This window comes from Microcoleus sp., from assembly GCF_041354475.1.
Taxonomy (GTDB): Bacteria; Cyanobacteriota; Cyanobacteriia; order Cyanobacteriales; family Microcoleaceae; genus Microcoleus.
Map to the genome: position 1 here is coordinate 81534 of NZ_JBGJZU010000005.1, position 26026 is coordinate 107559.

The 26026-nt window shown below is 45.7% G+C and carries 24 protein-coding genes; 12 read left to right on the forward strand and 12 right to left on the reverse strand.

The features are described 5' to 3' along the window. Positions 1 to 2: 2 nt before the first annotated feature. The 3 genes from ACBR23_RS03210 to ACBR23_RS03220 form a co-directional block, all read right to left on the reverse strand. Positions 3 to 968: a glycosyltransferase family 2 protein gene (locus tag ACBR23_RS03210; RefSeq protein ID WP_341731300.1), complete on the reverse strand. Its 966-nt coding sequence runs from the start codon at positions 966 to 968 to the stop codon at positions 3 to 5. 46 nt (positions 969 to 1014) lie between these two features. After that, on the reverse strand, positions 1015 to 2952 hold the full coding sequence (locus tag ACBR23_RS03215) for an ArnT family glycosyltransferase (RefSeq protein WP_371118711.1): 1938 nt from the start codon (positions 2950 to 2952) through the stop codon (positions 1015 to 1017). Positions 2953 to 3144: 192 nt separating this feature from the next. Continuing rightward, positions 3145 to 3612, reverse strand: a complete 468-nt coding sequence (locus tag ACBR23_RS03220; protein ID WP_371118712.1) for an ATP-binding protein — start codon at positions 3610 to 3612, stop codon at positions 3145 to 3147. 438 nt (positions 3613 to 4050) lie between these two features. Between ACBR23_RS03220 and ACBR23_RS03225 the strand changes: the two genes are divergently transcribed. Further along, on the forward strand, positions 4051 to 5187 hold the full coding sequence (locus tag ACBR23_RS03225) for a PP2C family protein-serine/threonine phosphatase (protein ID WP_371114641.1): 1137 nt from the start codon (positions 4051 to 4053) through the stop codon (positions 5185 to 5187). 247 nt (positions 5188 to 5434) lie between these two features. Here the strand turns inward: ACBR23_RS03225 and ACBR23_RS03230 are convergent, their stop codons facing one another. From ACBR23_RS03230 to ACBR23_RS03250, 5 genes are all read right to left on the reverse strand, one after another. Beyond that, positions 5435 to 5755 (reverse strand): STAS domain-containing protein, encoded by a 321-nt coding sequence (locus ACBR23_RS03230; RefSeq protein WP_341731305.1) that lies wholly within the window; start codon positions 5753 to 5755, stop codon positions 5435 to 5437. A 95-nt stretch (positions 5756 to 5850) separates the two neighbouring features. Next, positions 5851 to 6495, reverse strand: a complete 645-nt coding sequence (locus tag ACBR23_RS03235; RefSeq protein ID WP_371118713.1) for a helix-turn-helix domain-containing protein — start codon at positions 6493 to 6495, stop codon at positions 5851 to 5853. Between the two features lie 129 nt (positions 6496 to 6624). Next, on the reverse strand, positions 6625 to 7173 hold the full coding sequence (dps, locus tag ACBR23_RS03240; protein ID WP_371118714.1) for a DNA starvation/stationary phase protection protein Dps: 549 nt from the start codon (positions 7171 to 7173) through the stop codon (positions 6625 to 6627). Between the two features lie 57 nt (positions 7174 to 7230). Beyond that, positions 7231 to 7491 (reverse strand): sulfiredoxin, encoded by a 261-nt coding sequence (locus tag ACBR23_RS03245; RefSeq protein ID WP_341737240.1) that lies wholly within the window; start codon positions 7489 to 7491, stop codon positions 7231 to 7233. Positions 7492 to 7730: 239 nt separating this feature from the next. Then, positions 7731 to 8330 carry an IS607 family transposase gene (locus ACBR23_RS03250; RefSeq protein ID WP_341737239.1) on the reverse strand — a complete coding sequence of 200 codons (600 nt, stop codon included), beginning with the start codon at positions 8328 to 8330 and terminating at the stop codon, positions 7731 to 7733. A gap of 99 nt (positions 8331 to 8429) precedes the next feature. On the opposite strand from ACBR23_RS03250, the gene ACBR23_RS03255 reads away from it, so the two are divergent. Further along, complete coding sequence (locus ACBR23_RS03255; RefSeq protein ID WP_371118715.1) at positions 8430 to 10073, forward strand: SpoIID/LytB domain-containing protein; 1644 nt, start codon at positions 8430 to 8432, stop codon at positions 10071 to 10073. Between the two features lie 187 nt (positions 10074 to 10260). Here ACBR23_RS03255 and ACBR23_RS03260 read toward each other — a convergent pair whose 3' ends face one another. After that, positions 10261 to 10560: a ferredoxin gene (locus ACBR23_RS03260; protein WP_341731310.1), complete on the reverse strand. Its 300-nt coding sequence runs from the start codon at positions 10558 to 10560 to the stop codon at positions 10261 to 10263. A 373-nt stretch (positions 10561 to 10933) separates the two neighbouring features. On the opposite strand from ACBR23_RS03260, the gene ACBR23_RS03265 reads away from it, so the two are divergent. The 10 genes from ACBR23_RS03265 to ACBR23_RS03310 all read left to right on the forward strand — a co-directional run bounded on the left by ACBR23_RS03265 (position 10934) and on the right by ACBR23_RS03310 (position 21312). Then, on the forward strand, positions 10934 to 11974 hold the full coding sequence (locus tag ACBR23_RS03265) for a Gfo/Idh/MocA family oxidoreductase (protein WP_341737236.1): 1041 nt from the start codon (positions 10934 to 10936) through the stop codon (positions 11972 to 11974). An 88-nt stretch (positions 11975 to 12062) separates the two neighbouring features. Continuing rightward, positions 12063 to 12512 (forward strand): pyridoxamine 5'-phosphate oxidase family protein, encoded by a 450-nt coding sequence (locus tag ACBR23_RS03270; RefSeq protein ID WP_371118716.1) that lies wholly within the window; start codon positions 12063 to 12065, stop codon positions 12510 to 12512. A 176-nt stretch (positions 12513 to 12688) separates the two neighbouring features. After that, the gene (locus ACBR23_RS03275; RefSeq protein ID WP_341737234.1) at positions 12689 to 13129 is read left to right on the forward strand and encodes a DUF5335 family protein; all 441 of its coding nucleotides are present in this window, start codon (positions 12689 to 12691) and stop codon (positions 13127 to 13129) included. A 7-nt stretch (positions 13130 to 13136) separates the two neighbouring features. Continuing rightward, on the forward strand, positions 13137 to 14120 hold the full coding sequence (locus tag ACBR23_RS03280; RefSeq protein ID WP_341737233.1) for an aldo/keto reductase: 984 nt from the start codon (positions 13137 to 13139) through the stop codon (positions 14118 to 14120). A 150-nt stretch (positions 14121 to 14270) separates the two neighbouring features. After that, positions 14271 to 15320: an NAD(P)-dependent alcohol dehydrogenase gene (locus tag ACBR23_RS03285; protein ID WP_371114646.1), complete on the forward strand. Its 1050-nt coding sequence runs from the start codon at positions 14271 to 14273 to the stop codon at positions 15318 to 15320. A 224-nt stretch (positions 15321 to 15544) separates the two neighbouring features. Beyond that, entirely contained in the window at positions 15545 to 16543 is a 999-nt protein-coding gene (locus ACBR23_RS03290) for an NADP-dependent oxidoreductase (protein ID WP_371118717.1), read from the forward strand. A 277-nt stretch (positions 16544 to 16820) separates the two neighbouring features. Next, entirely contained in the window at positions 16821 to 17615 is a 795-nt protein-coding gene (locus ACBR23_RS03295; RefSeq protein ID WP_371118718.1) for an SDR family NAD(P)-dependent oxidoreductase, read from the forward strand. Between the two features lie 29 nt (positions 17616 to 17644). Then, positions 17645 to 18772 (forward strand): ferrochelatase, encoded by a 1128-nt coding sequence (locus ACBR23_RS03300; RefSeq protein ID WP_371114649.1) that lies wholly within the window; start codon positions 17645 to 17647, stop codon positions 18770 to 18772. Positions 18773 to 18777: 5 nt separating this feature from the next. After that, a complete protein-coding gene (locus ACBR23_RS03305; RefSeq protein ID WP_371118719.1) occupies positions 18778 to 19509 on the forward strand; it encodes a ZIP family metal transporter in 732 nt (243 codons plus the stop codon). A gap of 27 nt (positions 19510 to 19536) precedes the next feature. After that, positions 19537 to 21312, forward strand: coding sequence for an ABC transporter ATP-binding protein/permease (locus ACBR23_RS03310; protein ID WP_371118720.1), 1776 nt, complete (start codon positions 19537 to 19539; stop codon positions 21310 to 21312). A gap of 266 nt (positions 21313 to 21578) precedes the next feature. Here the strand turns inward: ACBR23_RS03310 and ACBR23_RS03315 are convergent, their stop codons facing one another. The 3 genes from ACBR23_RS03315 to ACBR23_RS03325 form a co-directional block, all read right to left on the reverse strand. Next, entirely contained in the window at positions 21579 to 22271 is a 693-nt protein-coding gene (locus ACBR23_RS03315) for an ABC transporter ATP-binding protein (RefSeq protein ID WP_371114652.1), read from the reverse strand. A 151-nt stretch (positions 22272 to 22422) separates the two neighbouring features. Continuing rightward, complete coding sequence (locus tag ACBR23_RS03320) at positions 22423 to 23634, reverse strand: ABC transporter permease (protein ID WP_371114653.1); 1212 nt, start codon at positions 23632 to 23634, stop codon at positions 22423 to 22425. Between the two features lie 373 nt (positions 23635 to 24007). After that, complete coding sequence (locus ACBR23_RS03325; RefSeq protein ID WP_371118721.1) at positions 24008 to 25636, reverse strand: HlyD family efflux transporter periplasmic adaptor subunit; 1629 nt, start codon at positions 25634 to 25636, stop codon at positions 24008 to 24010. Positions 25637 to 26026: the final 390 nt, after the last annotated feature.

Here is a 26026-nt window from a genome sequence, read left to right on the forward strand (position 1 = left end):
GTTTATTTGTCAGTGCGATCGTTCGAGCGATCGAAACCCGCAACTTCTGCCAAAGTATAAAGTGGCCGCCCCTTTACCTCCTCATAAATCCGCCCTACATACTGACCCAAAATCCCAATACTCACCAATTGTACCGCACCTAAAAAGAAAACCGCCATCATCACAATTGTCAAACCAGTTAATGCCGAATTTGGATAAAAAATCCGCCAATACAAAATCAAAAAAGCCATTAATACAGATACAAATGCCGCAAATAATCCCAAATAAATCGAAAGTCTCAGGGGAACTTTGGAAAAAGACACTAAACCATTCATTGCCAAACCCAAAGATTTTCTAAACGTATACTTAACCTCGCCGGCAAAACGCGGATCGCGTTCAAATTTAACTGCTGTTTGCTTAAAACCAATCCAAGCCCGCAGTCCCCGAATGTAACGATTTCGTTCTGGCATGGCGTTGAGTATATCGACTACACAACGATCCATTAAACAAAAATCTCCTGTATCAATGGGAATATCAACATCGGCAAGATGGCGCAAAATGCGATAATACATATAAGCTGGCAACCGCTTAAACCAACCTTCTTTATGGCGTTGAGTGCGTTGAGCGTACACAACGTGATAGCCTTGCCGCCATTGTTCTACCATATCTATAATCAACTCCGGCGGGTCTTGCAAATCGCCGTCCATTACTACTACAATTTTACCTGTAGAAAAGTTTAAACCAGCAGTCACGGCTATTTGATGGCCAAAATTGCGGGCAAAACTGAGGTAAGAAATGCGTGCATCTTTTTCGTGCAATTCTCGCAGAAGTTCCAGAGAGCGATCGCGACTGCCATCATTGATTAAAATTAACTCTACTGGGCCATCCATCCGAGCCATCACCGCACTAATTCGCCGGTAAAGTTCCGGGAGAGTTTCTTCTTCATTATAAATAGGAATTACTAAGGAATATTTGGGTATGCTTTTCATGATAGTCGATGTTTTACTTCTGCTGTTTAAGTATTAAATCACAGCTCTATTTTTTCATAAATACGCTCAGGGGTGCAACGGAAAATTTTTGTACATAAGTTTGATTTTTGATAACCATTTCTTTTCCTGGTGGGCGCTCTTTTTTGCTAGCTTGGTAAATTATTGCGCAGGGAATAAAGCTCTTGTAGGGTTCAAAATTTAATTTTTTCTCGACTACAGGATCGATGGTAGAGATATGTTCAATCCGAGGTGCCGGTTTTCCCGGTTCTTGAAAAAGTACCCACAAGGGATATTCCCAGGAATTTTTAGTCCAAAATGATAGTCCTATATTTGTACAGTTTTGAGTTTTGATAAAATCTACTGTTTGATTGTAAGAATACTCGATTTTCGGCCGACTTGTAAAGTAAAGTTCATTTCTGCTGGTATTAAGAATGTTACTTTCTCCTAGCAAAGGTCGAAATTTGTTATGAGAAATCCAAGGCAGGGACATAAATATCAAAATTCCGGCAATATAGTTGGCTATTTTATGATTTGACAATTGTGATATTGTTAGTCCAAACAATGGTGCAAATAATACAAAAAATGTCAGGTGGTGGCGACTTTGCCAAGGCTGGAATTTGAGCAGCAAACAAAGTAGTAAAAATGTACTGAGGGTAGCAAATAAATAAATTATTATTATATTTGTTTTTCTGATTTTTTCCTGATTTAAAATTAGGATCAAAGTGGCAATTATTAGCCCAAAATGAATGGGATTGGTAGCATTATTTTCATTGAATGAGGGTGTAGTCAGAGCATAGACTTGTCCTGGAGGCCATGTGATGCGCGGATCATTTGGCAGAATACCTAATATTTTGTGCAGCATTTTAACTACTGCGACAATTAAGCCATTAATTTGGGAAATACTGGTGCCGGTGTGCATGGCTAAATTTCTAATTATATTTGACCCAAAAGTGGGGAGGCTAAATATTTCGATTTTGTATTCTTTAGTAAAATCTTGAGGAGCGCCGATCGCGTAGCCAAACAAATCATAATTTCGCCAATAATGACCTAGATTCAGGAGAATAGTTACAGATGCTATCATCAAAATGGGTGGCAACATTTTTTGATGAAAGCGCTTAATTCCTACTATTAAAAACCAGATTATAAAAGGTAGTGAAAATATGTAAGCTGTGGTTTTTGTCAAGCAAGCTAGACCCAAGCTTGCACCAATTTTGAGAGTGTTAGATAGAGTAATTCCTGCTGACATTCCCGCTAAACCGCAGGAGACAAAACACACTACCCAAAAACATACAGCATAGTCGTTTTGGGTGCTAGAACCTTGGAGGATTCCCATGGGTAAAGTTGCAGCAAAGACGCTGGCAAAAACTTGACCCCGCAAGTTCGCTCCCAGTTGCTGAGCAATTAGAGAAACGGCGATCGCACTGCCAACCATACTCAACCATTGTATCAGATTCGCAAAGCGATCGCCCCCGCTTAAAATCTGAAAGTGCATAATCGCAAATTCTGCCCCAGGCGGGTGATACAATTGCGGTACATAGGATGTTGGATAATGCTCGACACTCCCATTTTGCATCCAGTGAACCACCCGACTCATGTGATATGTCATGGAATCCCAATTGTTAGGTGGCGAAACTATAGCTATTAAACCAATGGTCACAAAAATCAATGATATACTTGCTAGTAAACCTACTAAAAAGCGGGGTATTTTAATTTGATGATTTAGTAAATAATTGGGCTTGATATTTAAACTTTTTAGATATATGATTAAAATCACAATATCGGCGGATAACCACAAGTAAAATACCGAATTAAAAGCGATGGATTTGAATAAGCTTAAAATTTCCGTAGATAAAGCAATCGCCACTCCCCATGCAATCGCAGCAGATAAAACCGCACTGCGCCAACAATTATTTATTTGCTGGAATATCAAAAATAAAATTAGTAAATAAACCAGGGGAAGCAAGCCGAATATATCTGTAGTCATAAGGTTTATACTACGGTGGTTATGTATTAAATTTTGTTAATACTGAAGGCGGCCGTCACGCAAGGGTTGTCGAAGTCTTGAAACCGCTACCGAGTTATCCCCAAGTCCGTCGCCAGGGGCTTGCGTCTGGTTTTTTGCTCAGAGTTTTTAGGGGTGGGAAGAGGGGCCTTAACCCCTACCTCCCTAAAAATATTAGTCTTCTTTTCGATCGTTCAGACAGGGGGAGTAATTTTTGACGATCAACAAACAGTTTCGTCCATCAGCGGTTCTCACATAACTGAGAGTATCACCGATGTCTTTCATTAATTTTAGACCCCGACCACCCGGAGCTTCAATATCTACTGTTTCGGAAATATTTTTGATTTTTGCTTCTAAATCAAAGGGTTCGCCGCAATCCCAGATTTTAATCTCTACAAATTCAGGGAACACTACCACCTGAATTTCCACAGGTAAATCTGCTGGTTTGCCATTATGGGCGTGACGGACGGCATTGGTAAAGCCCTCCGCCAAAGCCAACTGGCACCTGATCCAAACACTTGTGGGAATTCGCGACTCGTACAATTTTGAAAACCACGACAAAACGCGGTCTAATCCATTTAGACCCGTATTGACTTGAAGATCCGCTTTCTTGAGCATCGGCAACTTTTCGTAACCTTTCAATTCAATCAATCTCAGCTAATGAATAATTTCACTGGCTGGTGGGCAAAATACAACAATACAAAATAAAACTACAGAAAATACAACGGTCGCAAAATTCAATGATAATTTGAGGGTAGTAGTTTCGAGGGGCAGGCAGTATAGATATTTAATCCACTAATCGGTTAAACAGGATACCATATGTAGGGATTCGATGTCAACCAGGGCCGGGGCAAAATAAAAGTCTATAAAAATTTATATTTTGAATATAAACTGAGTGAAGTTCGATCGCGCCGAAATTTCCCTCAAATTTAAACGTAAATTGAACTCAAAGGCCCGCTGTCAACAGCAATTACCTAGAAAGCGATGTTATTAGACTATACTCAATCTCAGACCAACGCGCTGACAGGATATATTTTGAATGACCCCCAGACCTTGAAAGACTTGTAGTACCTGAGTGCCATGTTTCAAATTCTGGTTATAGACGATGATACTGCGGTTCAAGAACTGCTCAGAAGAACCCTGAAAAAACAGGGTTACGAAGTAACGGTAGCAAGTAATGGCGAAGACGGTGTAGCACAGGCGCAAAAACTGTGTCCGGCTTTGATAATTTGCGATTGGATCATGCCACGCTTGACAGGCATCGATGTGTGCCGTCGAGTCAAGGCCGATCCACATCTGTCAACTACACAATTCTTTTTGCTGACTTCTTTGGGGTCGATCGCCGATCGAGTCAAAGGACTTGATGCCGGTGCCGATGATTTTATCTCCAAACCCATTGAACTCAACGAGTTGCAGGCGAGAGTGCGGGCCGGACTAAGGCTGCACCAACTCAGCCGAGACTTGAAAATTGCTAAGCAAAGTCTGGAAGCAGAACTAGCTGAGGCGGCGGAATATGTGCAGTCTTTATTGCCAGATCCGATGGTGGAACCCGTCAGCATTGAGTCAAAATTCATTCCCTCCCGTCAGTTAGGAGGAGATTGCTTTGACTACAACTGGCTAGACTCGGATTATTTGGCGATTTATTTGCTAGACGTCGCCGGACACGGTTTGCGGGCGGCCCTGCCTTCTGTGGCAGTGTTGAATTTGTTGCGATCGCGCGCCTTACCCAACATTGACTACTACAAACCCAGCGACGTTTTGCGGGCGCTGAACACCACTTTCCAGATGAGTTATCAAAATGACAAGTATTTCACCATCTGGTACGGGGTGTACAATCGGATCGATCGCCAGTTAGTCTACGCCAGCGCCGGTCATCCCCCGGCGGTGTTGATTTCCCAGTCCCCCACTAGCAATGCCAAAGTCCAGCAACTGAAAACCCCCGGAATGCCCGTCGGGATGTTCCCAGAAGCCCGCTATGTCGATAAAAGCTGCCATGTCGAGGATTTGAGCACTCTCTACATCTTTAGCGACGGGGTTTACGAGATTCACCAACCTGATGGCAATATCTGGGGGCTCGATCCTTTCATTGATTTGTTAGCAGCTTACAACGGTGCAACTGCCGACCAGTTAGAGTTAGTTTTGAGCTATGTTCAAAAGTTGAACGCTAAAGCCGTGTTTGATGATGATTGGTCTTTACTCAAGATCAATTTTGGGTGATGCCGATAGCTGGAGGAAATATGCAGAAGTCCGCAAGGTTTGACTCTTACGGACTCTTAAATATTTGACTTCAATTTTCCAGTCGGTTAGCGAAGCTTTAAACTTAGGATCGATTAATTCTAAGTTTAAGGCAGAAGCGCTCGGTTTGGAAGATGAAACCAGCAATTTTCGACACTTCTAGTTTGCCTGCATAGATTGACCGAGAGTTAATTGACCTCAGAAGTTAGCAGCCAAAAGATCTAGTTATTTAAAGCGCAATCTTGCTATTAAAAGCATCACGGGTGGGAAATATCTCAAAAACTCGATCCATACTGGTGAGTTCAAATAAGATGCGGATTTGCTCGTTGATAGAACAGACGACTAACTGACTCCCAGCGGCTCTGACTGTTTTGAGCGCCAAGACTAAAGCGCCCAAACCAGAACTGTCCATAAATGTCACGTCTTGGAAGTCTATTAATACGACATCGGCTCCCGCTTGCACGAGGTCGCTAATCTCTAGGCGGAATTGACCAGCCTTGGTGCCGTCTAAAATACCAGAGGGTTGAATAATTTTAACTACAGGACTCATATTTTGCGGTGGGAATGTCAGAATTTCTAGCCAGACTACGTTAGTATAGCTGCGAGACGGACTCCGATCCAAATACCTAGCATAGACCTACATATCTAATCGATCGCTCCTGCTGGGATCACCTTGGCACGGTAAAGCAGTTTTTCGCCTTGTCTGTATCCGGTATAGCGTACTGTCACCTGTTCTCCCGGCTGGGCTGTTCCGGCCAGCAGTTGATGCTCTTGTGGATTATAGGGGATGGAGGTTCCCACAGGGGCGATCGCCTCTACTCCCCACTCCTGCAATAATTTTTCCACAGGACGCATCAAAGGCAGTAATTTGACTGCTGGTAACTGCTGGTTTTCCTGAGCTTTCCTCGCTGCTGTCGGCCACTGCAACATCCAGGATTCTAAAATCTGCAAGCTAGAAAGCTGGAATTCCTCCATCAAAGACGATCGTTGAAGATCCAGTGTAGCTTGCAGCCGCTGATATTCTTGTTCTATGGCTGTCGGTGCTGGTGGCTCTAACTTTACAGAACCAGGGGCAAAAGTTGCCAGCAGTTCGTTTAAGGAAATTTTCAAGGCTTGACTGATTTTCAGCAGGATATCTGCTGACATTTGCAAGGCTAAGCCCCGACGCAAACGGCTGAGCTGAAGTTCACCAACTCCTGCTGTTTGGCTGAGTTCTCGATCGCTCTCTAGCCCTGCTTGCTGCATCAGACATTGTAGTTGAGGAGCGTAATCTGGAATCTTGCTTACCACAAAAAAGCCATCCCAATTAATAACTTAATATATTCTTTATAGTAATCGGTCAAGTGCCACAACTCCATTTTGAGAGCGGGTCAGAGAACCCGCTCCATCATTGTGGTCAAAATAGTTAATCAGTAGCGATTACAAAGCTACTTTTTCTGGGGTAGCCGAGGCTGTAGTTGTCGCAGCAGCTTGCAAGTGGGCTTCTAGGAACCACAAGCGCTTGTCAATGGTCCGCGAAATTTCAGTATATAAGTCAGCGGTATCGGCATCGCCGAGTTCCCCTGTTTTATCGATGGCTACTCGCAGATGTTTAGCATAAGGTGCGTAGCGATCGGCCAAAGCAGTCACGTACTCTTTGCCATCTAAAATATCAAAAGGAAATTCTGGCAAAATCGAATCAGCCGCCGCTGTACGGGCTGTTCCTACAGCCAAACCCCCCAAAGCCGTCACCCGTTCCGCCACCGTATCAATATAATCTTCGAGCTCTGTTGCCATTTCATCAAATAGCAAATGCAACTGATAAAAGTCCATACCTTTGACGTTCCAGTGAGCTTGCTTGACTTGGGTTTTCAAGTCGAGAGTCGTTGCGAGGGTGGCGTTGAGCAGCCCAACTATTTGAGAGCGGGTTTCTGCTGGCATATCGATGCGAGTTGGATAAAGATGTTGTTTGTGGTTGTTAGGACTCATAGCTTTTGTACCTTTTGATTTTTGACTAAAAAATTTAGAGTGCGATGTTTCCTGAGCTCACGCTAGGTGCATCTGCAACACAGAACGGGGAGCACGGCGGACTTTACACGGGATTGTTTCTAAACCGAGGCGTTGACAAGCTTCGTATCGGTGACAGCCGGAGAAGCCGTAATATTGACCATCTACTTCTAGCACGTCGATGGGCTCGTTTAAACCTATCTCTCGGATGGATTCCATCAGAGCGATGACTTTGGTGGGGTCGTTGACTCGCGGCAGGGGGCGGCGAATCTGGTTGAGGGGTATTTCTTCGATCCTCATGGCTCCTCTTTGTTGCTGCTAATTAAATCATACTCGTAATGACTTCGACTTGGCAAGTAAAATGTATCACAGTTGCTTGAGCTCGGTCAGGATGTCCACTACAAGCTCAGCTAAAATCAAAACTGCTAAATTTCCACTATCGGAATAGTTAGCAGCATTCTAGAGATTTTTGGATTGAAAGGCTAAGCCGTCAATTTCCACAAAACGATGTTCGGTGGATTTAATAATGTGTCTCTCTGCTAGCTGCATTCAGACTCTCCATTTTTTAATTCAGCAATGATTCTTTCTATTTTTCGTGCAGCGGGGCGTTGTCCGTAAAGTCGCGCTGCAAAACTCGTAACTACTGCCACCAAATCTTGCATTAATTCATCTTGACCGTTGTCAGTTAAATTGACAATTTCTAGTTTGACTCCTAATCTCACCAGAAGTACATCTAAATAATGTGTTCCGAATCGAGCCAAACGGTCTTTGTGTTCAACCAAAAGAATATCGTAATCATCTTGTTGCAGGAGTGTTTCTAACTGTTTTCTGTGGTCGTTCAATCCACTACCAATTTCTTTGACATTTCTGACAATTTGATAACCGTTGGCAATTGCGTACTCGGTTAATCGCTCTGATTGGCGGTTGAGATTGTCTTTGTTCTCAGAAGATGAGACTCGGCTATAAATAGCGACTCGGTTTTTCTTTGATTCAATTGATGGCGCTGGCGGCGAGTAGTCAACTATAATTAGACCACTTTCCGTTTGTCTTGCTGGATGTGGCAGTTTATTGGCTTTCCACCAGCGCCATGCGGTTGTGTAACTTATGCCTATGGCTTTTGCGTAGTCAGGTAGTTTCATTTCGTCCTCCTGACTATATAATACTACTTCTGCTTACTACTGCTTATAATCTTATTAAAGTTTTACAATACAAAAACTGTGTGGATTCAAACATCTAAAATGCCCAATTGCAAATGGTTTAGCTCAATTTCTAGCGCTGCGATCGCAGCGTTGTGCCTGTGGCCGCTCCCTAGCACTCCCGCCACCGCCCAAAGCCCCCAAAATCGAGAAATCAAAATCGGTGTAGTACAGCGGTTTGGCACGAAAGCAACGGATAAGTTGACCCTGAAAGCCCTACCCGGTGACAGCTTAACTTTAAGTTACAAAACTCCTCAAGGTATAAAAACCGCCCAGGTTCCTAGCATCAAGCTAGAAATCGCCGCGAAACCGCTGGAAACACCAGCAGTAGAAGAACGAGTTGTGCTGAGTTCCCACCGCAGTTTTGAAAGTGCAGAAGATAGTGCTAATCAATGGCGAGCTAAGGGAATTGAAGTAGAAATTGCTCAACCTTTGCGGTGGCAAGTTTGGGCAAAAAGAGATAATTATAACTCTCCTTTAGTGCGACGTTTATTATTGCAAAGTTTGCAGGAACAAGGGAATAAAACTGCTTTTTTGGATAGCAAAGTTTTGCCCACAATCCCCCAGGCATTTTGGGTTTTAAACGGTTTTCGTTTTAACCGCAATGAGTTAGATGTGACGGCGGGTAAAAATGTGATTGAGGTTCTGGAACAGACTACTCAAGAGGCGACAGCTACTGAAAAAGAAAAAGCTATTCAACAAACTCGCCTTTATGGTGGGAGTTTGCACCTACAGAAAAATGCTTATGGCACTTATACTTTGGTCAATGAAGTGCCGACAGAAACTTATTTACGGGGAGTAGTGCCGCACGAAATTGGTGCTTTTTCGCCCTATGCTTCCCAGGAAGCACAGGCTATTTTGGCGAGAACTTATGCCCTGAGAAATTTGCGCCGTTTTGCGATCGATAATTACGAGTTGTGTGCTGATGTTAACTGCCAAGTGTATAAGGGTTTGACGGAGGTTTTTCCGCAAACGGATAAGGCGATCGCCAAAACTAGCGGTTTGGTTCTGACTTATCGTCAGGAGTTGGTTGATGCCCTTTATTCCGCTTCTAGTGGCGGCGTTACTGCGCTTTTTGGGGATGTGTGGCACGGCTCGGAACGCCCTTATTTGCGATCGATCGTGGATGCGCCTCAGAATATTTGGGATTTGTCGAAGCAGAGTTTGTCTGATGAAAACAATTTTCGCCGCTTTATGAGTTTGAATAAGGGGTTTAATGAGGAAAAACAAGATACTTTTCGCTGGCGCGAAGAAGCTTCCTTAACATCAATTGCTGGGTTTCTCAAACAGTATCTTCAGAAAAAACAGCATCCTTTGGCGAATTTTAAAACTATTAGTCAGGTAGGGGTGGTGCAAAGGTCTCTCGGTGGTCGAGTTTTGAAAATGAAGGTAGAAACTGACTTGGGGACAATCGATATTGATAAAGACGAAATTCGCAATGCTTTTTTCCCTCCCATCAGCACTTTGTTTTACCTAGATCCGATTTACAATCCAGACAAAACCCTCAATGGCTATGCTTTTGTCGGAGGTGGCTTCGGACATGGGGTGGGAATGAGTCAAACGGGTTCTTACAATTTGGCTAATTTGGGCTGGAGTAGCGATCGTATTCTCAGCTTTTATTTTCCAGGCGCTCAAGTTGTCCCGCTGAATGATGGGATTACATTTTGGCGACCTGAGAATCCATAGGCATCAACAATAATTAGTGTAGAACAAGTATCCAACCTGTTCTTAAAAAGCTTTTTCCCAGATGTCTAACATATATTTAGGGACATGGCACTGCCATGTCCCTAACTGACCAGATTTCAGTGTAGCCATCAGCTCAAACAACTATTGATTAATAGCTTGGAGTGACAGCCGAAGGCTGAGGCTGTTTTTAGTACAGCGATTCTTCTTTGTGAGTTTCGATGGTGCAATCAGACTTAGGATAGGCGACGCAGGTGAGGACAAATCCAGCCTCAATTTGGTCATCATCCAAGAAAGATTGGTCTGATTGATCGACTTCCCCTTTGGTGATTTTGCCGGCACAGGTGGAACAAGCACCAGCGCGACAAGAGTACGGGAGGTCTAGTCCTGCTTCTTCGGCAGCGTCGAGAATGTAAGTATCCTCGTCAACTTCAATGGTTTGGTTAATTCCTTCAGCTTCGCTGACGAGGGTAACTTTGTAAGTTGCCATGCACTAATCCTCTCAAAAATTCAACAAGATATATAAGCTTTCCTAATGGAAACTTCAAAGCTCTATTAGCTCTGAGGTTTGCTCTTAGGTTGGTTCTCTCTCTGATAGTAGGGGAAATAAGGGAGGTTGCAACACTCATTTACAAAAAATTTGAATGGGATTAGTTATAATTTTTTCTAATTTCATCTTGATTACTTATACCTGCTGTAGTTTCTCGGCATGAGGAGGAAATGTATAGTTGAATGGCATCAAGATTTGGGTCGAAAATCCCGCGATCGCATTTTTGCACCAATTCAGGATTTGGGAGATCGAGCTGTAAAGCTTTGTGGCGCTTGTTTTTAGCAATTTTTGAAAATGTGACATCTAAAATCCTATGACTAATATTGATACTCGATCGCCTTTTTCGGTCAATGCTCCAATTAGGGTGGGGATTGTGGGCACTGGTTTTGCTGCTAAGTTGAGAGCCGAGATGTTGCAAACTGACGCCAGAGCTCACTTAGTGACAGTGGCGGGTCACACCCCCGACAAGACGGAAGCATTTTGTGAAGCCTTCGGCGCGGAGGCTGCGGTTTCTTGGCGCAAGTTAGTGGAAAGGAACGATTTGGATTTGGTGATTGTGTGTACGGTGAATCGGGATCACGGGGCGATCGCGATCGCGGCCTTGGAAAACGAAAAGCACGTTGTGGTGGAATATCCTCTATCTTTAGATATATCTGAGGGAGAAAGGGCGATCGAGCTAGCCACCCAAAAGCAAAAACTCCTGCACATCGAACACATAGAATTATTAGGTGGCTTACACCAAGCCATCAAAACATCTTTGCCCTTAATTGGCAAAGTTTTTTACACCCGCTACGTTACTATTACAGCTCAACGTTCAGTACCTAAGCGTTGGACTTATCAACATTCGCTATTTGGGTTCCCATTAATTGGTGCAATTTCGCGACTACATCGATTTACCGATTTGTTTGGAGAAGTGACAAGCGTGAACTGTCAAACTCAATTTTGGGACACTCAGCCAGATTTTTATAAAGCTTGTTTGTGTAACGCCCAGTTACGCTTTGCGAATGGAGTTTTTGCGGAAGCTGTTTATGGAAAAGGCGAAACTTTTTCGCAGTCGGAAAACGTTTTTACAATTTACGGAGAAGAGGGAACGCTGGTTTTTACTCCCGAATCCGGTCAATTAATTCAGGGCGAAAATAGACAAACAATAGAAGTTGGAACGCGGCGCGGTTTGTTTGCTAAGGATACAGATATGGTGTTGGAATACTTGTTAAATGGTACGCCTTTGTATGTGAATAATGCTAGTAGTTTGTATGCTTTGAAGGTGGCAGATGCGGCAAGGCGATCGAGTGAGATCGGGCAAAGCGTAGCTGCGGGTAAAAAAGCATCAATTAAGCGGGCAGAAGATTCTTGAGCCGACCCACTCTATCTCAGGACAGATGTAAAGCCGAGATTATTTGTATTCAATACTACTAATTAACTAAACTTTTAGGAAAATAGTAATGTTAGATATTGATGAAATGAGTTCAAAAGAAATAGAGCAACTTCTACACACAGTAGGATACGGTCATCTTGGCTGCATACACGAAGGCAAACCCTACGTGATGCCCATGAATTATTATATCGAAGAACAGGAAATCTACCTGTTTACCACGATCGGCATGAAGACTCATGACATAGATGCCAATCCAGAAGTCTGCCTACAGGTAGAAGAAATTCAGGATGCACTTCATTGGCGCAGCGCGATCGTCAATGGTAGAGCCTCCTGTCTCACTATCAAGGAAGAGATCGATCGAGCCATGCACTTCATCGAAGAGCGCAATCCCACACTTTCTCCTGGGATGGCTCGAACCTGGATTGATGCTGAGGGACGTTCAGAGGCGATCGCCATTTACCGCATCCACGAGACTGAAATGAGTGGACGCACCACTGATGGAGTCAGCAGTCACTAAAAACTTAGATATTGCACCATTTGCCATCAGCTTGGCCAGGACTGGCTCTCCTGTCCACCCCACCATAAATTAACTCTTTGTGGAACAAGAAGTCAGACCTGTTAAGCGAGAATTATCCCGTGAAAAATTAGGGATTATCTACCTCTGAGGATATACAGCTTTTAAACCTAAGATAGATGACAAAAAATCGCGTTTATAAAAGAATAATAGGTAAATCAAAAAAACCAGAATCAGCAGAAATCATCATGGTGAATAAAATGGAAATGACCAATAAGATTGAAATCAACAAATCTGTGCCCCACGAGCGATGGGGTGAATTTTTCGATCAGTTTACCGATGGCAATCGCGGCCGGAATATTTCGATCGAAATCATCGGTTCAGAACTCGGTGATGCAGAACTGATTAAGAACGCACCTTTAATGGCGATGGTTTACGATCGCCCAGGCAAAGGAGATGATTTGGTAATTGAAGTGGGTAAAGATGAGGTGACTTACGCTCACACGATCGATTCACCAACCGAAGTTTTAACCGGACAAAACTCAAACGGTGTGGTGATAGCGGTTCGGATTAGCGATGCTGCTGGGACACAAACATTAATCGAGCTACAAGCTAGTTGAAACGAACATGAAACAACGAAAACTGGGCAATCAAGGATTAGTAGTCTCAGAGTTAGGACTCGGCTGCATGGGGATGTCCGAGTTCTACGGGCTCGCCGATGAGTCAGAATCGATCGCCACCATTCACCGTGCGTTAGAGCTAGGCGTGACTTTCCTCGACACCGCTGATATGTACGGTGTCGGTAACAATGAAGAGTTAGTGGGCAAAGCGATTAAAGGCCATCGCGATCGAGTCATTATCGCTACCAAGTTTGGCAACGTGCGCGGTAGTGACGGCAGCTTTCAGGGAGTCAACGGCAAACCCGAATACGTGCGCTCTGCTTGTGATGCCAGTCTCAAGCGTCTTGGCGTAGATGCGATCGACCTTTACTACCAGCATCGAGTCGATCCCCATACTCCGATCGAAGACACCGTAGGCGCAATGGCGCAGCTCGTCCAAGCCGGAAAAGTTCGCTACCTCGGCCTTTCCGAAGCCGCCAGCGCCACCATCCGCCGCGCCCAAGCAGTCCACCCTATTTCCGCACTACAGACAGAATATTCCCTGTGGAGCCGGGAGCCAGAAGCCGAGATTTTGCCCACCTGTCGAGAACTAGGGATTGGCTTTGTGCCTTACAGTCCTCTGGGGCGCGGGTTTCTCACAGGCAAAATCAAGACCTTGGACACGCTATCTGAAGGAGACTATCGATCGCAACGATATCCTCGCTTTCAAGCCGAGAATCTCCAGCAAAATCTGGAATTAGTCGAGCAAATCGAGCAAATGGCCGCCGCTAAGGGCATCAAAGCCGGACAGTTAGCGCTGGCTTGGGTATTAGCCCAGGGCGAAGACATTGTGCCGATTCCAGGCACCAAACGTCGCACCTACTTGGAAGAAAACATTGCAGCAGCCGATGTGACGCTGACTCAAGCAGAACTAGACCAAATCGCCAAAGCGCTGCCATTAGGAATTGCAGTGGGCGATCGCTACCCCGATATGAGCACCGTCAATCGTTAAGAATTGGGGAGGGTAGGCACGGGGGCACTACCCCTACAACTGAAACAGAAGAGCCTTTGTAGGGGCGGTGCCCCCGTGCCCGCCCTCTCAGTAGGAATTGCAGTGGGCGATCGCTACCCCGACATAAGTAAACAATCACGAGCACAATCCATGAAAACAAACGCCTACGCCGCCCAAAACGCCACGAATCCACTCGCACCCTTCAACTTTCAACGCCGCGATGTCGGCGAGCACGATGTCGCGATCGAAATTCTCTATTGCGGCGTGTGTCACTCCGACTTGCACACCGTCCGCAACGAATGGCAAAACACCACATACCCTTGCGTTCCCGGCCATGAAATCGTTGGACGGGTTGTAAAAGTTGGCGCGCAGGTCAAAAAATTTAAGGAAGGCGACACCGCAGGAGTCGGTTGTATGGTCGATTCCTGTCGCACTTGTGCCAACTGCGAGGAAGACTTGGAACAGTTTTGTGACAACGTAACTTTCACATACAACTCCCCCGACAAACACGTTGGTGGGATGACGTTTGGGGGATATTCGGACAGCATCGTCGTAGATGAAGCCTTTGTGCTGCAAGTTCCAAAGAATTTGAATCTCGCCGGCGTCGCCCCGCTGCTTTGCGCTGGCATCACCACCTATTCGCCATTGCGCCACCACAATGTTACCAAAGGTCAGAAAGTTGGTGTGGTGGGACTCGGTGGACTGGGACACATGGGGGTGAAATTGGCGAAGGCTTTGGGCGCCCATGTCGTTGTATTCACCACCTCGCCGAACAAAGTTGAAGATGCCCTGCGGCTGGGAGCAGATGAAGTAGTCAATTCCAAGAATGCCGACGAGATGAAAAAACATCTGAATAGTTTCCATTTCATTCTCGACACTGTATCCGCGCAACACGACATCAACGCCTATCTTCTTCTATTAAAACGCGATGGCAACCTCACCCAAGTTGGTGTGCCAGCCGAACCGCTTTCCCTGAATGTCAGTACCTTGATTTTTGGTCGGCGCACTCTCGGTGGCTCCCTGATTGGCGGCATCAAAGAAACTCAGGAAATGCTAGATTTCTGCGGCAAACATGACATCACTTCGGATATCGAACTCATCCCGATTCAGAACATAAATCAAGCTTACGATCGCCTGGTGAAAAGCGACGTGAAATATCGCTTCGTTATTGATATGGCATCGTTGCAAGAGGCCGGGTAGCTCTGATAAGGTTCGGAATTAATCGCTTTTGTTCTAGTCCAGATCCCCCTAAATCCCCCTTAAGAAGGGGGACTTTGAGTGCTTCATGTCCCCCCCTTATTAAGGGGGGTTAGGGGGGATCTAGACTTTAAACGATATGATTGCCGTCAAGACTTTCGGCGGCTCGATGTCTGAATTAACAACGATCGCCAACACATTTCCGATCGACATCAAGGACAAAAATTATGACAAATATAATCAGCCGCGAAATTCAGCTAGTCTCCCGCCCCAACGGGATGCCAACCGCAGATAATTTTGCGATCGCCCAAACCGAAATAAAGCCACTTCAAGACGGACAAGTGCTCGTTCGGAATCGCTACATTTCGGTAGATCCGTATATGCGCGGACGCATGAATGAGAGCAAATCCTATGTTCCATCCTTCGAGTTAGGTAAAGTTCTACAAGGCGGCGCAGTCGGCGAAGTTATCGAATCGCGCGCCGAGGAATTCAAGGCGGGTGATGTCGTCACTTCCAACTTTGGCTGGCGGGAATACTTCATCGCAGCGCCCAAAGAGTTGCATCCAGTCAGCAGCGAAATTCAACCGCTATCGGTTTATCTCGGTGCCCTGGGGATGACGGGGATGACGGCTTGGGCTGGGTTGAATTTAGTAGATGTGAAAGCTGGCGACACCATCTTTATTTCGGGTGCTGCGGGCGCGGTGGGAAGTGTGGCGGGACAACTGGCAAAATTGCGCGGATGCCATGTCATCGGCTCAGCAGGTTCAGCCGAGAAAGTCAAGTTTCTGCTAGAAGAATGCGGATTCGATCGCGCTTTCAATTACAATTCCGGCCCTATCCTCGAACAACTGAACCAGGCGGCATCGGACGGAATTGATGTCTATTTCGATAATGTCGGAGGCGAAACCCTGCAAGCGGCGCTCTCGGCCATGCGCGTGCACGGCAGGATTGTCGCTTGTGGCAGCATCTCCGGTTACAACCAGCCGCAACCAGGCCCGAACAATCTATTTAATATGATTGGCAAACGGTTGACGATGAAAGGGCTGATCGTTAGTGATTGGCTCGATCGTCAAAAGGAATTTGAACAGGAAGTGGGCGGTTATTTCCAAGCTGGCAAATTGAAAAATCAGGAAACAGTGGTAGTAGGAATTGACCAAGCGGTGGGCGCGTTCATCGGTCTTTTTGAAGGCAAAAATCTTGGCAAAATGGTGGTGAAGTTGGATTAGGTGACGAGCCATTAGTGTCAACTTAAGGTCAAACCCAGTCAGAGACTGCTGGCAAGACTATTAAATCTCGATCCCCCCTAGCCCCCCTTAAGAAGGGGGGGACAAGAAGCACTCAAAGTCCCGGCATAGCTTCTTAAGGGGGATTTAGGGGGATCTAGACTTAGGTGAAAGCGAGAGATACCAAAGCTTTCAGGCTTAAGTTGACACCTATGGCGGCGACCAATTGAGTGAGCAGTGGTCGTAGAGAATTGTTTGACGTTATTTGGTTTAAAAAAATATGGATCTCCAACTATCAGGAAAGATTGCATTGGTCAGTGGTTCAACGGGTGGAATTGGACTGGCAATTGTTACAACACTTGCCGAAGAAGGAGCGACGGTTATTATCAATGGCCGAACCCAAGAGCGCGTAAATAATGCGATCGATCGCATTCAGCAAAGTGTCCCGAATGCCAAACTTCAGGGAATTGCTGCCGATTTGGGAACGCAAGCAGGCGTTGAATTATTACTTCAAAAAGTACCAGAAGTCAACATTTTGGTGAATAACTTAGGAATTTATGGTTCCAAAGTATTTGCAGATATCTCCGATGAAGAGTGGATGAACATTCTGGAAGTGAATGTGATGAGCGGTGTTCGCCTCTCGCGCCATTATTTGCCGCTGATGCTGAAGCAAGATTGGGGACGGATTATTTTCATCTCTAGTGAATCTGGCTTGAATATTCCCGCCGAAATGATTCACTATGGCGTTACCAAAACTGCACAATTGGCGTTGAGTCGTGGTTTGGCGGAAACAACTGCGGGCAGCCATGTGACTGTCAATACGGTATTGCCGGGTCCAACTCGTTCCGAAGGGGTGGAAGACTTCATCCAGGGATTATCTAAGGATCAAAATATTTCGATCGCACAAGTTGAGAAAGAGTTTTTTACTAAGATGCGTCCATCTTCGCTAATTCAGCGATTTGCTTCAACGTCTGAAGTTGCTGCGTTAGTTGCGTTTGTTGCTAGTCCCTTAGCTTCTGCGATTAATGGTGCTGCTCTACGAGTTGAGGGTGGAGTGGTGCGATCGATTGTTTAATAAATTAGCCTATTCAACCCAGGAATAAAATGATTACTCATCAATCTCAAGCGACGCAGCCCGTCGCGCCACCCAACGACAATAGTGAAACGCTGCTGCTGCCAGCAAATCGCGTTGCAGTCCTACTTGCAGGGTATGGTGAAGTGCAATCGTATCGCGATCTGAGTAGTTACAACCAAGCTGCAACTAAGTACATCGCATCTCAGTTTGTGGCGATTCCCAAGTGGCTATATCCTCTGGCTGGTTGGCTGCTGGCACTTCAAGATTGGTACAATTTTGGAGTCAAGCATCATCATTTTATGTCGCCGGAAAATGAGATGTTTGAAAAACAACGTCTTGGGATTGAGGAAGAGTTACAAACACGATGGGGAAATCCTGTCCAAGTGTTCAAAGGCTTTTATTTCTGCGAACCTTTTGTGCAAAAAGTTGTAGCGGATATCATTCAGCAAGGCTTTGAAAATTTGCTGATTTATCCTTTGTTGGTGGTCGATTCTGCCTTCACTGGCAAAATAGCTGTAGAGCAAGTTAATGAAGTTATTGCAGTAACTGAATCTGATAATGAGCTTCAACATTCACCATTTAAAAAAATTCGATATATTCCAGCCTTTGCGACTGAGCCTGCCTACATCGATCTACTGGTGCGTCAAATTAAGGAAGCTCTGAATCAGTCATTAGCAAGTGGCTTTTTTGAGTCTCAGATTAGCATCATATTAACGGTTCATGGTGGCCCCGAAAAAGCGAAAGGATTGTTAACCGGGGTAATTGATGGACAAGCTCTGTACGATCGCGTATCCGCGCAGTTGCAGCATGAATATCCGCTAATCTCGATCGGCTGGATAAATCATGATACGCCTTTCGTCAATTGGTCGCAGCCCAATCTGAAACAAGCGGCAAAAAACTTGATCGAATCAGGTGCCAAAACCATTCTGTTTAAACCTCTGGGCTGGGTAACTGAAAATTACGAAACGATTCTCGATGTGGAAGATGCGATTAAATCTTTGCAGCGTCAGTATCCAACGGTGACTTACACGCGACTCGATTGTGTCAATGACGATCCGGAGTTTATGAAAATAGCAGCGGAATGGGCAAATCCTCATATTGAAGCAATGATGTCAGTTTCGCAACGCAATGAGTATGTTGAAACTAGCGGAGCCTGACGACTATGCAGGAATTTATATTCGCTCTAATACTATCAGCTTTGCCCGTTGTCAGTAACTTCATTGGAGCAATGATTGCTGAAGCCTTACCGTCATCAAAACAAACATTAGGACTAGCACTACACGCTGCTGCTGGCGTACTACTGGCGATCGCATCTACTGAACTGATACCTAGAGTCGTTGTCGCTAAACCAGTTTGGGCAACGATTCTAGCGTTGTTTTTGGGTGGAGCTTTTTTTGTATGGGTTAATCAGCTTCTTAAATTGAGCAAGAATCGACTGCGTGGTATCGATCTCAATACTGTTAGTTTGGCGATTTTTCTCAGCATTGCGATCGACTTATTTGGCGATGGCTTAATGATTGGCACCAGTCTGACGATCGCACCTCATCTAGGAGTGGTGCTGGCATCGGGGAGGGTTGTGGCTCACATTCCAGAAGGATTTGTCACTAATGCAGCATTTAAGAGTCAAAATATGCCACGAACCAAGCGATTTTTGTTACTTGCTGCATTTATTATTCCTGTTTGGCTGGGCGCGACGTTAGGCTATTGGGGATTGCGCGGACAAGGCGATCTTCCCAAGCTAATTGTGCTGGCATTTACCACAGGCACTTTAATCACAGCGATCGCGGAAGAAATTATTCCTGAAGCGCATCAAACTCAAGATACAAACTGGTCTACTTTAACGTTTATCGGAAGTTTTGCACTTTCAATACTATTTTCATCTTATATTAAATAGGTGAGCAACCTTGTCTGAATTAAAGTAATGCAACGATTTAATCTAACTATACTCAAACAGTTCTGGTCGATCGCCAAATCTTACTGGTCAAGCGACGAAAAATGGCGGGCGCGCGGCTTATTGTTATTAGTCATCCTGTTGTCCTTTGGCTACACGGGACTGAGCGTACTGCTCAACAACAAGCGAGGCGAGCTAATTTCGGCATTGTCTGCTCACGATGAAGCTAGATTTTGGCAAACGATTCTGATTTTTGCCGGGACATTAGTTATTTATGCACCACTTTATGCGGGCTATGATTATTTGCGCGATCGCCTGGGCTTGGAGTGGCGGCGATGGCTGACTAACCGTTTTATCGATCGCTATTTCCAGAATCGCGCATTTTACAATCTAAATCATGCCGATGCGGACATCGATAACCCCGATCAGCGGATTGCTGAAGATGTCAAAAGCTTTACCCAAGAATCGTTAAAACTATTGCTGGCGGTAGTTGATTCTTTGTTAGCCGTAGTGGCTTTTAGTGGGGTACTCTGGGGCATTTCTAAGCCCTTAATCTTGTTTTTGGTACTCTACGCCCTGGTGGGAACCCTGGCGACTGTTGGGGTATTCGGGAAGCCCTTAATGCGACTCAATTTTGGGCAGCTTAAAACAGAGGCCGATTTTCGGTTTAGTTTGGTGCGGGTGCGAGAAAATGCGGAGGCGATCGCCTTTTATCAGGGAGAAGACTGCGAGTCCGATCGCGTAAAAGGCAGATTTGTCGAAGCTTTTGATAACTTCAAGCGCTTGATTTTTTGGGAGTTTAATCTCAATATCTTGACTAACGCCTATGAATTTATTCCGTTCATTTTGCCAGCAATTGTAGTCGCCCCCGGCATTTTTGCGGGGGATTTAGAAGTTGGTAAAGTTACCGAGGCGCAAGGAGCTTTCATTCGAGTCTTTTTCTCGCTGAATCTAATTGTGGCGCGCTTCCAATCCCTTGCTACTTTTGGCGCTGGTGTCGAGCGTTTATACACCTTTTTAGAGTGTTTGGAAACTCACCATTTAACTTCTAACGAGGTTGACGGTGTTGAAAAAACAAGTATCAAAACTGAAATTGCCGATCGACTGGCGATCGAAAATATGACCCTCCAAACACCTAACCGTCAACGGACTTTGGTGGAGGATCTATCTGTGAAACTCTCTAATGGCGAGGGTTTGCTGGTGAGAGGGCCTAGCGGTTGCGGGAAAAGTTCTTTGCTAAGGGCGATCGTTGGATTGTGGGATGCAGGGACTGGTACAATTTCGCGGCCTACCCTCGATGAAATGTTGTTTTTGTCGCAGCGGCCTTACATGATTCTAGGGACGTTACGCGATCAAATGCTGTATCCAAATATGGATTCGGAAGTTGAAGATTCGCAGTTGAGGCAAATTTTGATCCAGGTAAATTTACCAAAATTAGAGGAAACGCATGGAGGATTTAACACTGAACAAAACTGGGCAGAGCTTCTATCTTTGGGAGAACAGCAGCGCCTAATTTTCGCACGTCTGCTGCTCAATAAACCTAGCTACGCAATTTTAGATGAGGCTACTAGCGCCCTTGATTCTAGTAATGAAAAACATTTGTATCAACAGTTACAAGCCTCTGGTATGACATTTTTGAGCATTGGACATCGAGAAAGTTTGAGTAATTATCACCAGACTATTTTGGATTTAACCGCCGATCGCACCTGGTCTTTAAAAGCTTCTGAACCTCTACCTGTTTTGATTTCTGACAATCTGGTTGTTGAAGATATCAAGATAGAAATGGAGGAGACGGCAGTGCCTTAGTCCCTACCCGATTAATTGTAGGGAAACGGCACTGCCCATAGGTGTCAACTTAAGGTACAACCAATAGTCCGGCAAGGGTTGAAACCCCTGCCTCAAAGCGAAAGTCCTCTGAAGAGGACTGAAGAGAAGAATTTTCAACTCATTAGTCCTCGACCGAGGACTTTAGCTATTAGACAGGGGTTTCAACCCCTGGCGGACTCGCGGGCCCACTAACGGACTTGGGATGCTTTCAGGCTTAAGTTGACACATATGGGCACTACCGCGTCCTAATTCTTGATTGATTGTGCATTCTCAACAATTACTCCATCAAGCATCCGAATCACCCGTTTTGTCCTCGCGGCGACGTCGGCATCATGGGTGACAATTACGATCGTTGTACCTTGTTGATTTAACTCTGTGAGCAGATCCATGATCTCATGAGAGGTTTGAGAATCCAATGCTCCAGTCGGTTCATCCGCCAAGACTAAGGCTGGATGATTGACTAAAGCACGGGCGATCGCCACTCGCTGTTGCTGTCCGCCTGACAACTGATTGGGACTATTCTGGAGTCGATCGCTCAAACCGACTTGTACTAATGCTTCAGTAGCTTGCTCGATCCGTTGGGAGCGATCGACATCGGCATAAATCATCGGTAGCATCACATTCGCCAGTGATGTTAGCCGTGGTAACAGGTTGAACTGCTGAAACACGAACCCAATGTATTGATTGCGGATATCTGCGAGTTCATCATCATCGAGGGTTGTGAGATTTATCCCTGCTAAGAAATACTCCCCACTGGTGGGACGATCGAGACAACCAATGATATTCATCAGTGTCGATTTTCCCGAACCAGAAGCTCCCATAATTGCTACATATTCGCCCTGTTCGATCGACAAATTAACGCGCTTGAGGACAGGAACATCGATCGCTTCCAAGTGATAGGTTTTGGTAATATCTTTAAGTAAAATAATGGTTGCCATAGCTATTCACCAAATATCAGGGGTTAAATTCTCCCACCTTTATAGGTGGATCGTAGTGCGCTTCCATCGCCCTAGGAACAAAGGCGGGAGCAACTGTCAACTGTCAACTGCGTCGCCCTGAGCGGAGTCGAAGGGTCAACTGTCAACTGATTTATTCACCGTGTAGTGCCAAGATCGGGTCTAATTTTGCAGCATTGCGCGCAGGGATACCGCCTGCTACCACCCCAACAATTAGCGACAGGACAAACCCCACCACCACTGACCACAAGGGGACAACAAAGGGAAATTTGAATAGTGTGGCGGCAGTGAAAGCGAGAGCGATACCCAACCCGATCCCGATCGCACCGCCAATAATCGAAATAACGATCGCTTCCATCAAAAATTGGTTGAGAATCGCCCCGCTAGTTGCACCAACAGCTTTACGCAGACCGATTTCGCGCGTCCGTTCCATCACCGAAACCAGCATAATATTCGCGATACCAATACCACCAACAACTAGCGAAATTCCAGCGATCGCAGTTACCATCAGCGTCAGTGACCCCATAATACTCGTGAAAGTCTTAATCAGATCCACTTCATTGGTGACACGAAAATCATCCTCTTTGGGCGGGCGGATATTATGGCGCAGTCGGAGCACATTTGTCACCTGAAATTCTGCCGATTCGAGTTGATCGGCATTACTCGATTGCAGCCAAAAGCCATTAATCGCCACACCTGTGAGAGCATTGTTACCAACAATCTGGGCGGACATATTAGTCAGTGGCAGATACACCATATCATTCATATCTTGCAGTCCTACAGACCCTTTACGCTCCATTACTCCAATCACGCTATAACGTTTACCCTGAATCCGAATATCGGCACCGATCGCAATTTCTGATGGAGCGAACAAATCATCTCGAACTTTGGCACCAATTACCACTACTGCTTTGGCTATATCTAAATCCTGCTGCCGAAAAAATGTCCCTAGTTGCGGCTGGACATTTCTCACCGCTGGAAAGTTTAAATCCGTGCCGATCGCAGTTGTCGAAATGTTGACGTTGCCACGTACCACCTGAATATTTGGGCGATATAAGAAGGCTGAAACGGCTGTTGCAGCGGGGACTTGTTTGGCGATCGCCTGAGCATCTTCCCAGGTTAAGGTACTAGCAGTGCCAGCGCCCTGACTGATGCCGCCCGTTTTCGCTGCGGCTGCTGACACTTGGAGGATATTGGTACCCAATGCCTCAATTCTTAACTCGGTGGCTTTTTGGACTCCTTGACCGATGGAAGTAATCGCAATTACGGAAGAAATACCAATAATTACGCCCAGCATTGTCAATCCCGATCGCACTTTATTACTCCACAGGGTTTCAATTGCCATGAGGAATATTTCAAGCGGTGAGATTCTGCGTTTGGTGCGACGAGAGGTCGGCATCAATGACTTTGGAGAACGCCTTGTTTTCATAGGAGTTTTTTAATAAAAAATACAGCGTATTCCAGTGAATTAACTGGTTCCCAGGCTCCAGCCTGGGAACCCATATCTAGAGGCTCTGCCTCGGAAAGGGAAAATAGAAAGGTCGGCAGAGCCTCCTGATCGGCGTTACCAGGCTGGATGGAGGCAGAGCCTCCTGATCGGCGTTACCAGGCTGGATGGAGGCAGAGCCTCCTGATCGGCGTTACCAGGCTGGAGCCTGGTAACGAGTAAAAAACCTTTGTAGGGGTCGTGCCCCCGTGCCGACCCTCCCCATCTACCATCAACCTCCGTTGAGCCCAGTGACTTTGCGGGTTCCGGGTGGAAAACTCAGCAAAACCCGTTCGTTCCCAGTTAAACCAGACTTGACCTCGGTTTTGTCATTGACAGTTGTCCCAACCACGATCGGCGTAAATACCGGATCTGCGCCTGTTTTCGCCACGAAAACACCCTGAACGGCTGTCTGTTGCACGATCGCAGCGGTCGGCACAACCAGCACCTGAGTCAGTTCTCCGGCTTTGAAATCGATCGCCACATTCATCCCCTGATGCAGCAATCGTTCGGTGTCAGAAACCGTTACTTTGACCTCAAAACTGGTCACGTTTTGCTGCACCAAGGACTGGGTAGCCACTTGCGTCACCTTCCCCTCAAAGGTTTTGCCGGAATAGGCATCCACCTTAATGATTGCCACCTGGCCGACGCGGATTTGGGCAATGCTGGCTTCCGCCACCTGCGCCACGATTTCATTTTTGGATGCCAGGGCCAGAATTGAAGATGATGTTGCCGAAGTCACCGCACTACCTGCTGTGGTTGGGGTCACAAATGCACCAGGATCGGCATATTTGCGGGCAACAATTCCTGCGAAGGGGGCGCGAATTACGGTATCCTCAATGCTTCGTTGGACGATCGCGACTGCACCTTGGGCGGCCATTACCTTGGCACGGGCTTCGGCAATATCTTCGGGCCGAGAACCCGCTTTGAGTAAATTCACCGCCTCTTGTCGCTGTTTGAGGACGCTTTTGGCTTGGGCAATATCTTCGGGGCGTGCTCCGACTTTGAGTAAATTCAATGCCTCTTGTCGCTGTTTGAGGATGCTTTTGGCTTGGGAGATATCTTCAGGGCGCGATCCGACTTTGAGCAAATTGAGGGCTTGCTGGGCTTGTTCCACTTGTGCGATCGCACTATCACGGGTCGATCGATCCGTACTGAGAGTTTGTTGAGAGATTGCTCCGGCTGCTTGTAACTTTTGAGTGCGCCGCAAATCTTCTTCAGCTTGTCTGTAGGTGACTTGGACCTTATTCAGGTTGGCTTGGGCTTGAGCGATATCCTGCGATCGATTCCCCGCCATTACCTTGTTCAAACTGGCTTTGGATTCATCCACCTGAGCTTGAGCTTGAGCGATATCCTGCGATCGATTCCCCGCCATTACCTTGTTCAAACTGGCGTTGGATTCATCCACCTGAGCTTGAGCTTGAGCGATATCCTGCGATCGATTTCCAGCAATTACTTTATCCAAATTTGCCTCAGCAGCAGCAAGGTTGCCCCTAGACTGGAGCAATTGCCCTTGGAGGTTCGAGTTATCCATATAGGCAACCACCTGTCCTGCTTGGACAAATTCACCTTCTTTAACCAGCAACTGCTTCAAGACACCAGAGGTTTTGGGACTGACATTAACCGAACTTTCGGGTTGCACTGTACCATTGGCTGAAACCAATATCGTCAGATTGCCCCGCGTAACTAATGCTGTCTGAATCTTGCTTTGCGCCTTTTGCTGGGGGACTGTCACCAATTGGTTGTAGGCAACATAGCTGCCGATTCCAGCGATCGGAATTGCTACCAGCAACCCCATCAGCCATTTGTTTATTTTTAGCCGATGGATTCCTTGCTGTAAATTCAAACTAATACTGAACATTTTCACCTCAAATTACTTTCGGTGTAAGGGCGATCGCTTTTATAAATAAAATACAGTTATGTTTTTCATCAAATTATTTTCCAAAGATAAACTTGAGATACTCATACTTTGAAGTAAATTCTCAAACTTGTTAAGCGATCGCAAATCAAGCATAGCTGCCAGGATTAATAAAAATATGTCTCTAAATATAGAGATAAATAATTATAAAAAATTAGTATCTTATCGCGAGCATTAGGCTTAAACTTAATCTATTACTATTGACATAGATTACCTTAGAAATTAGGACTTAAATATCTGTCTATTGACTGATAGATTTACGGGTGATTCCGAGTCTAGTTAAAGTGGGTAGATAGCCGATAAATTTAATCCCCGTAAAATCAGAAAAAACTT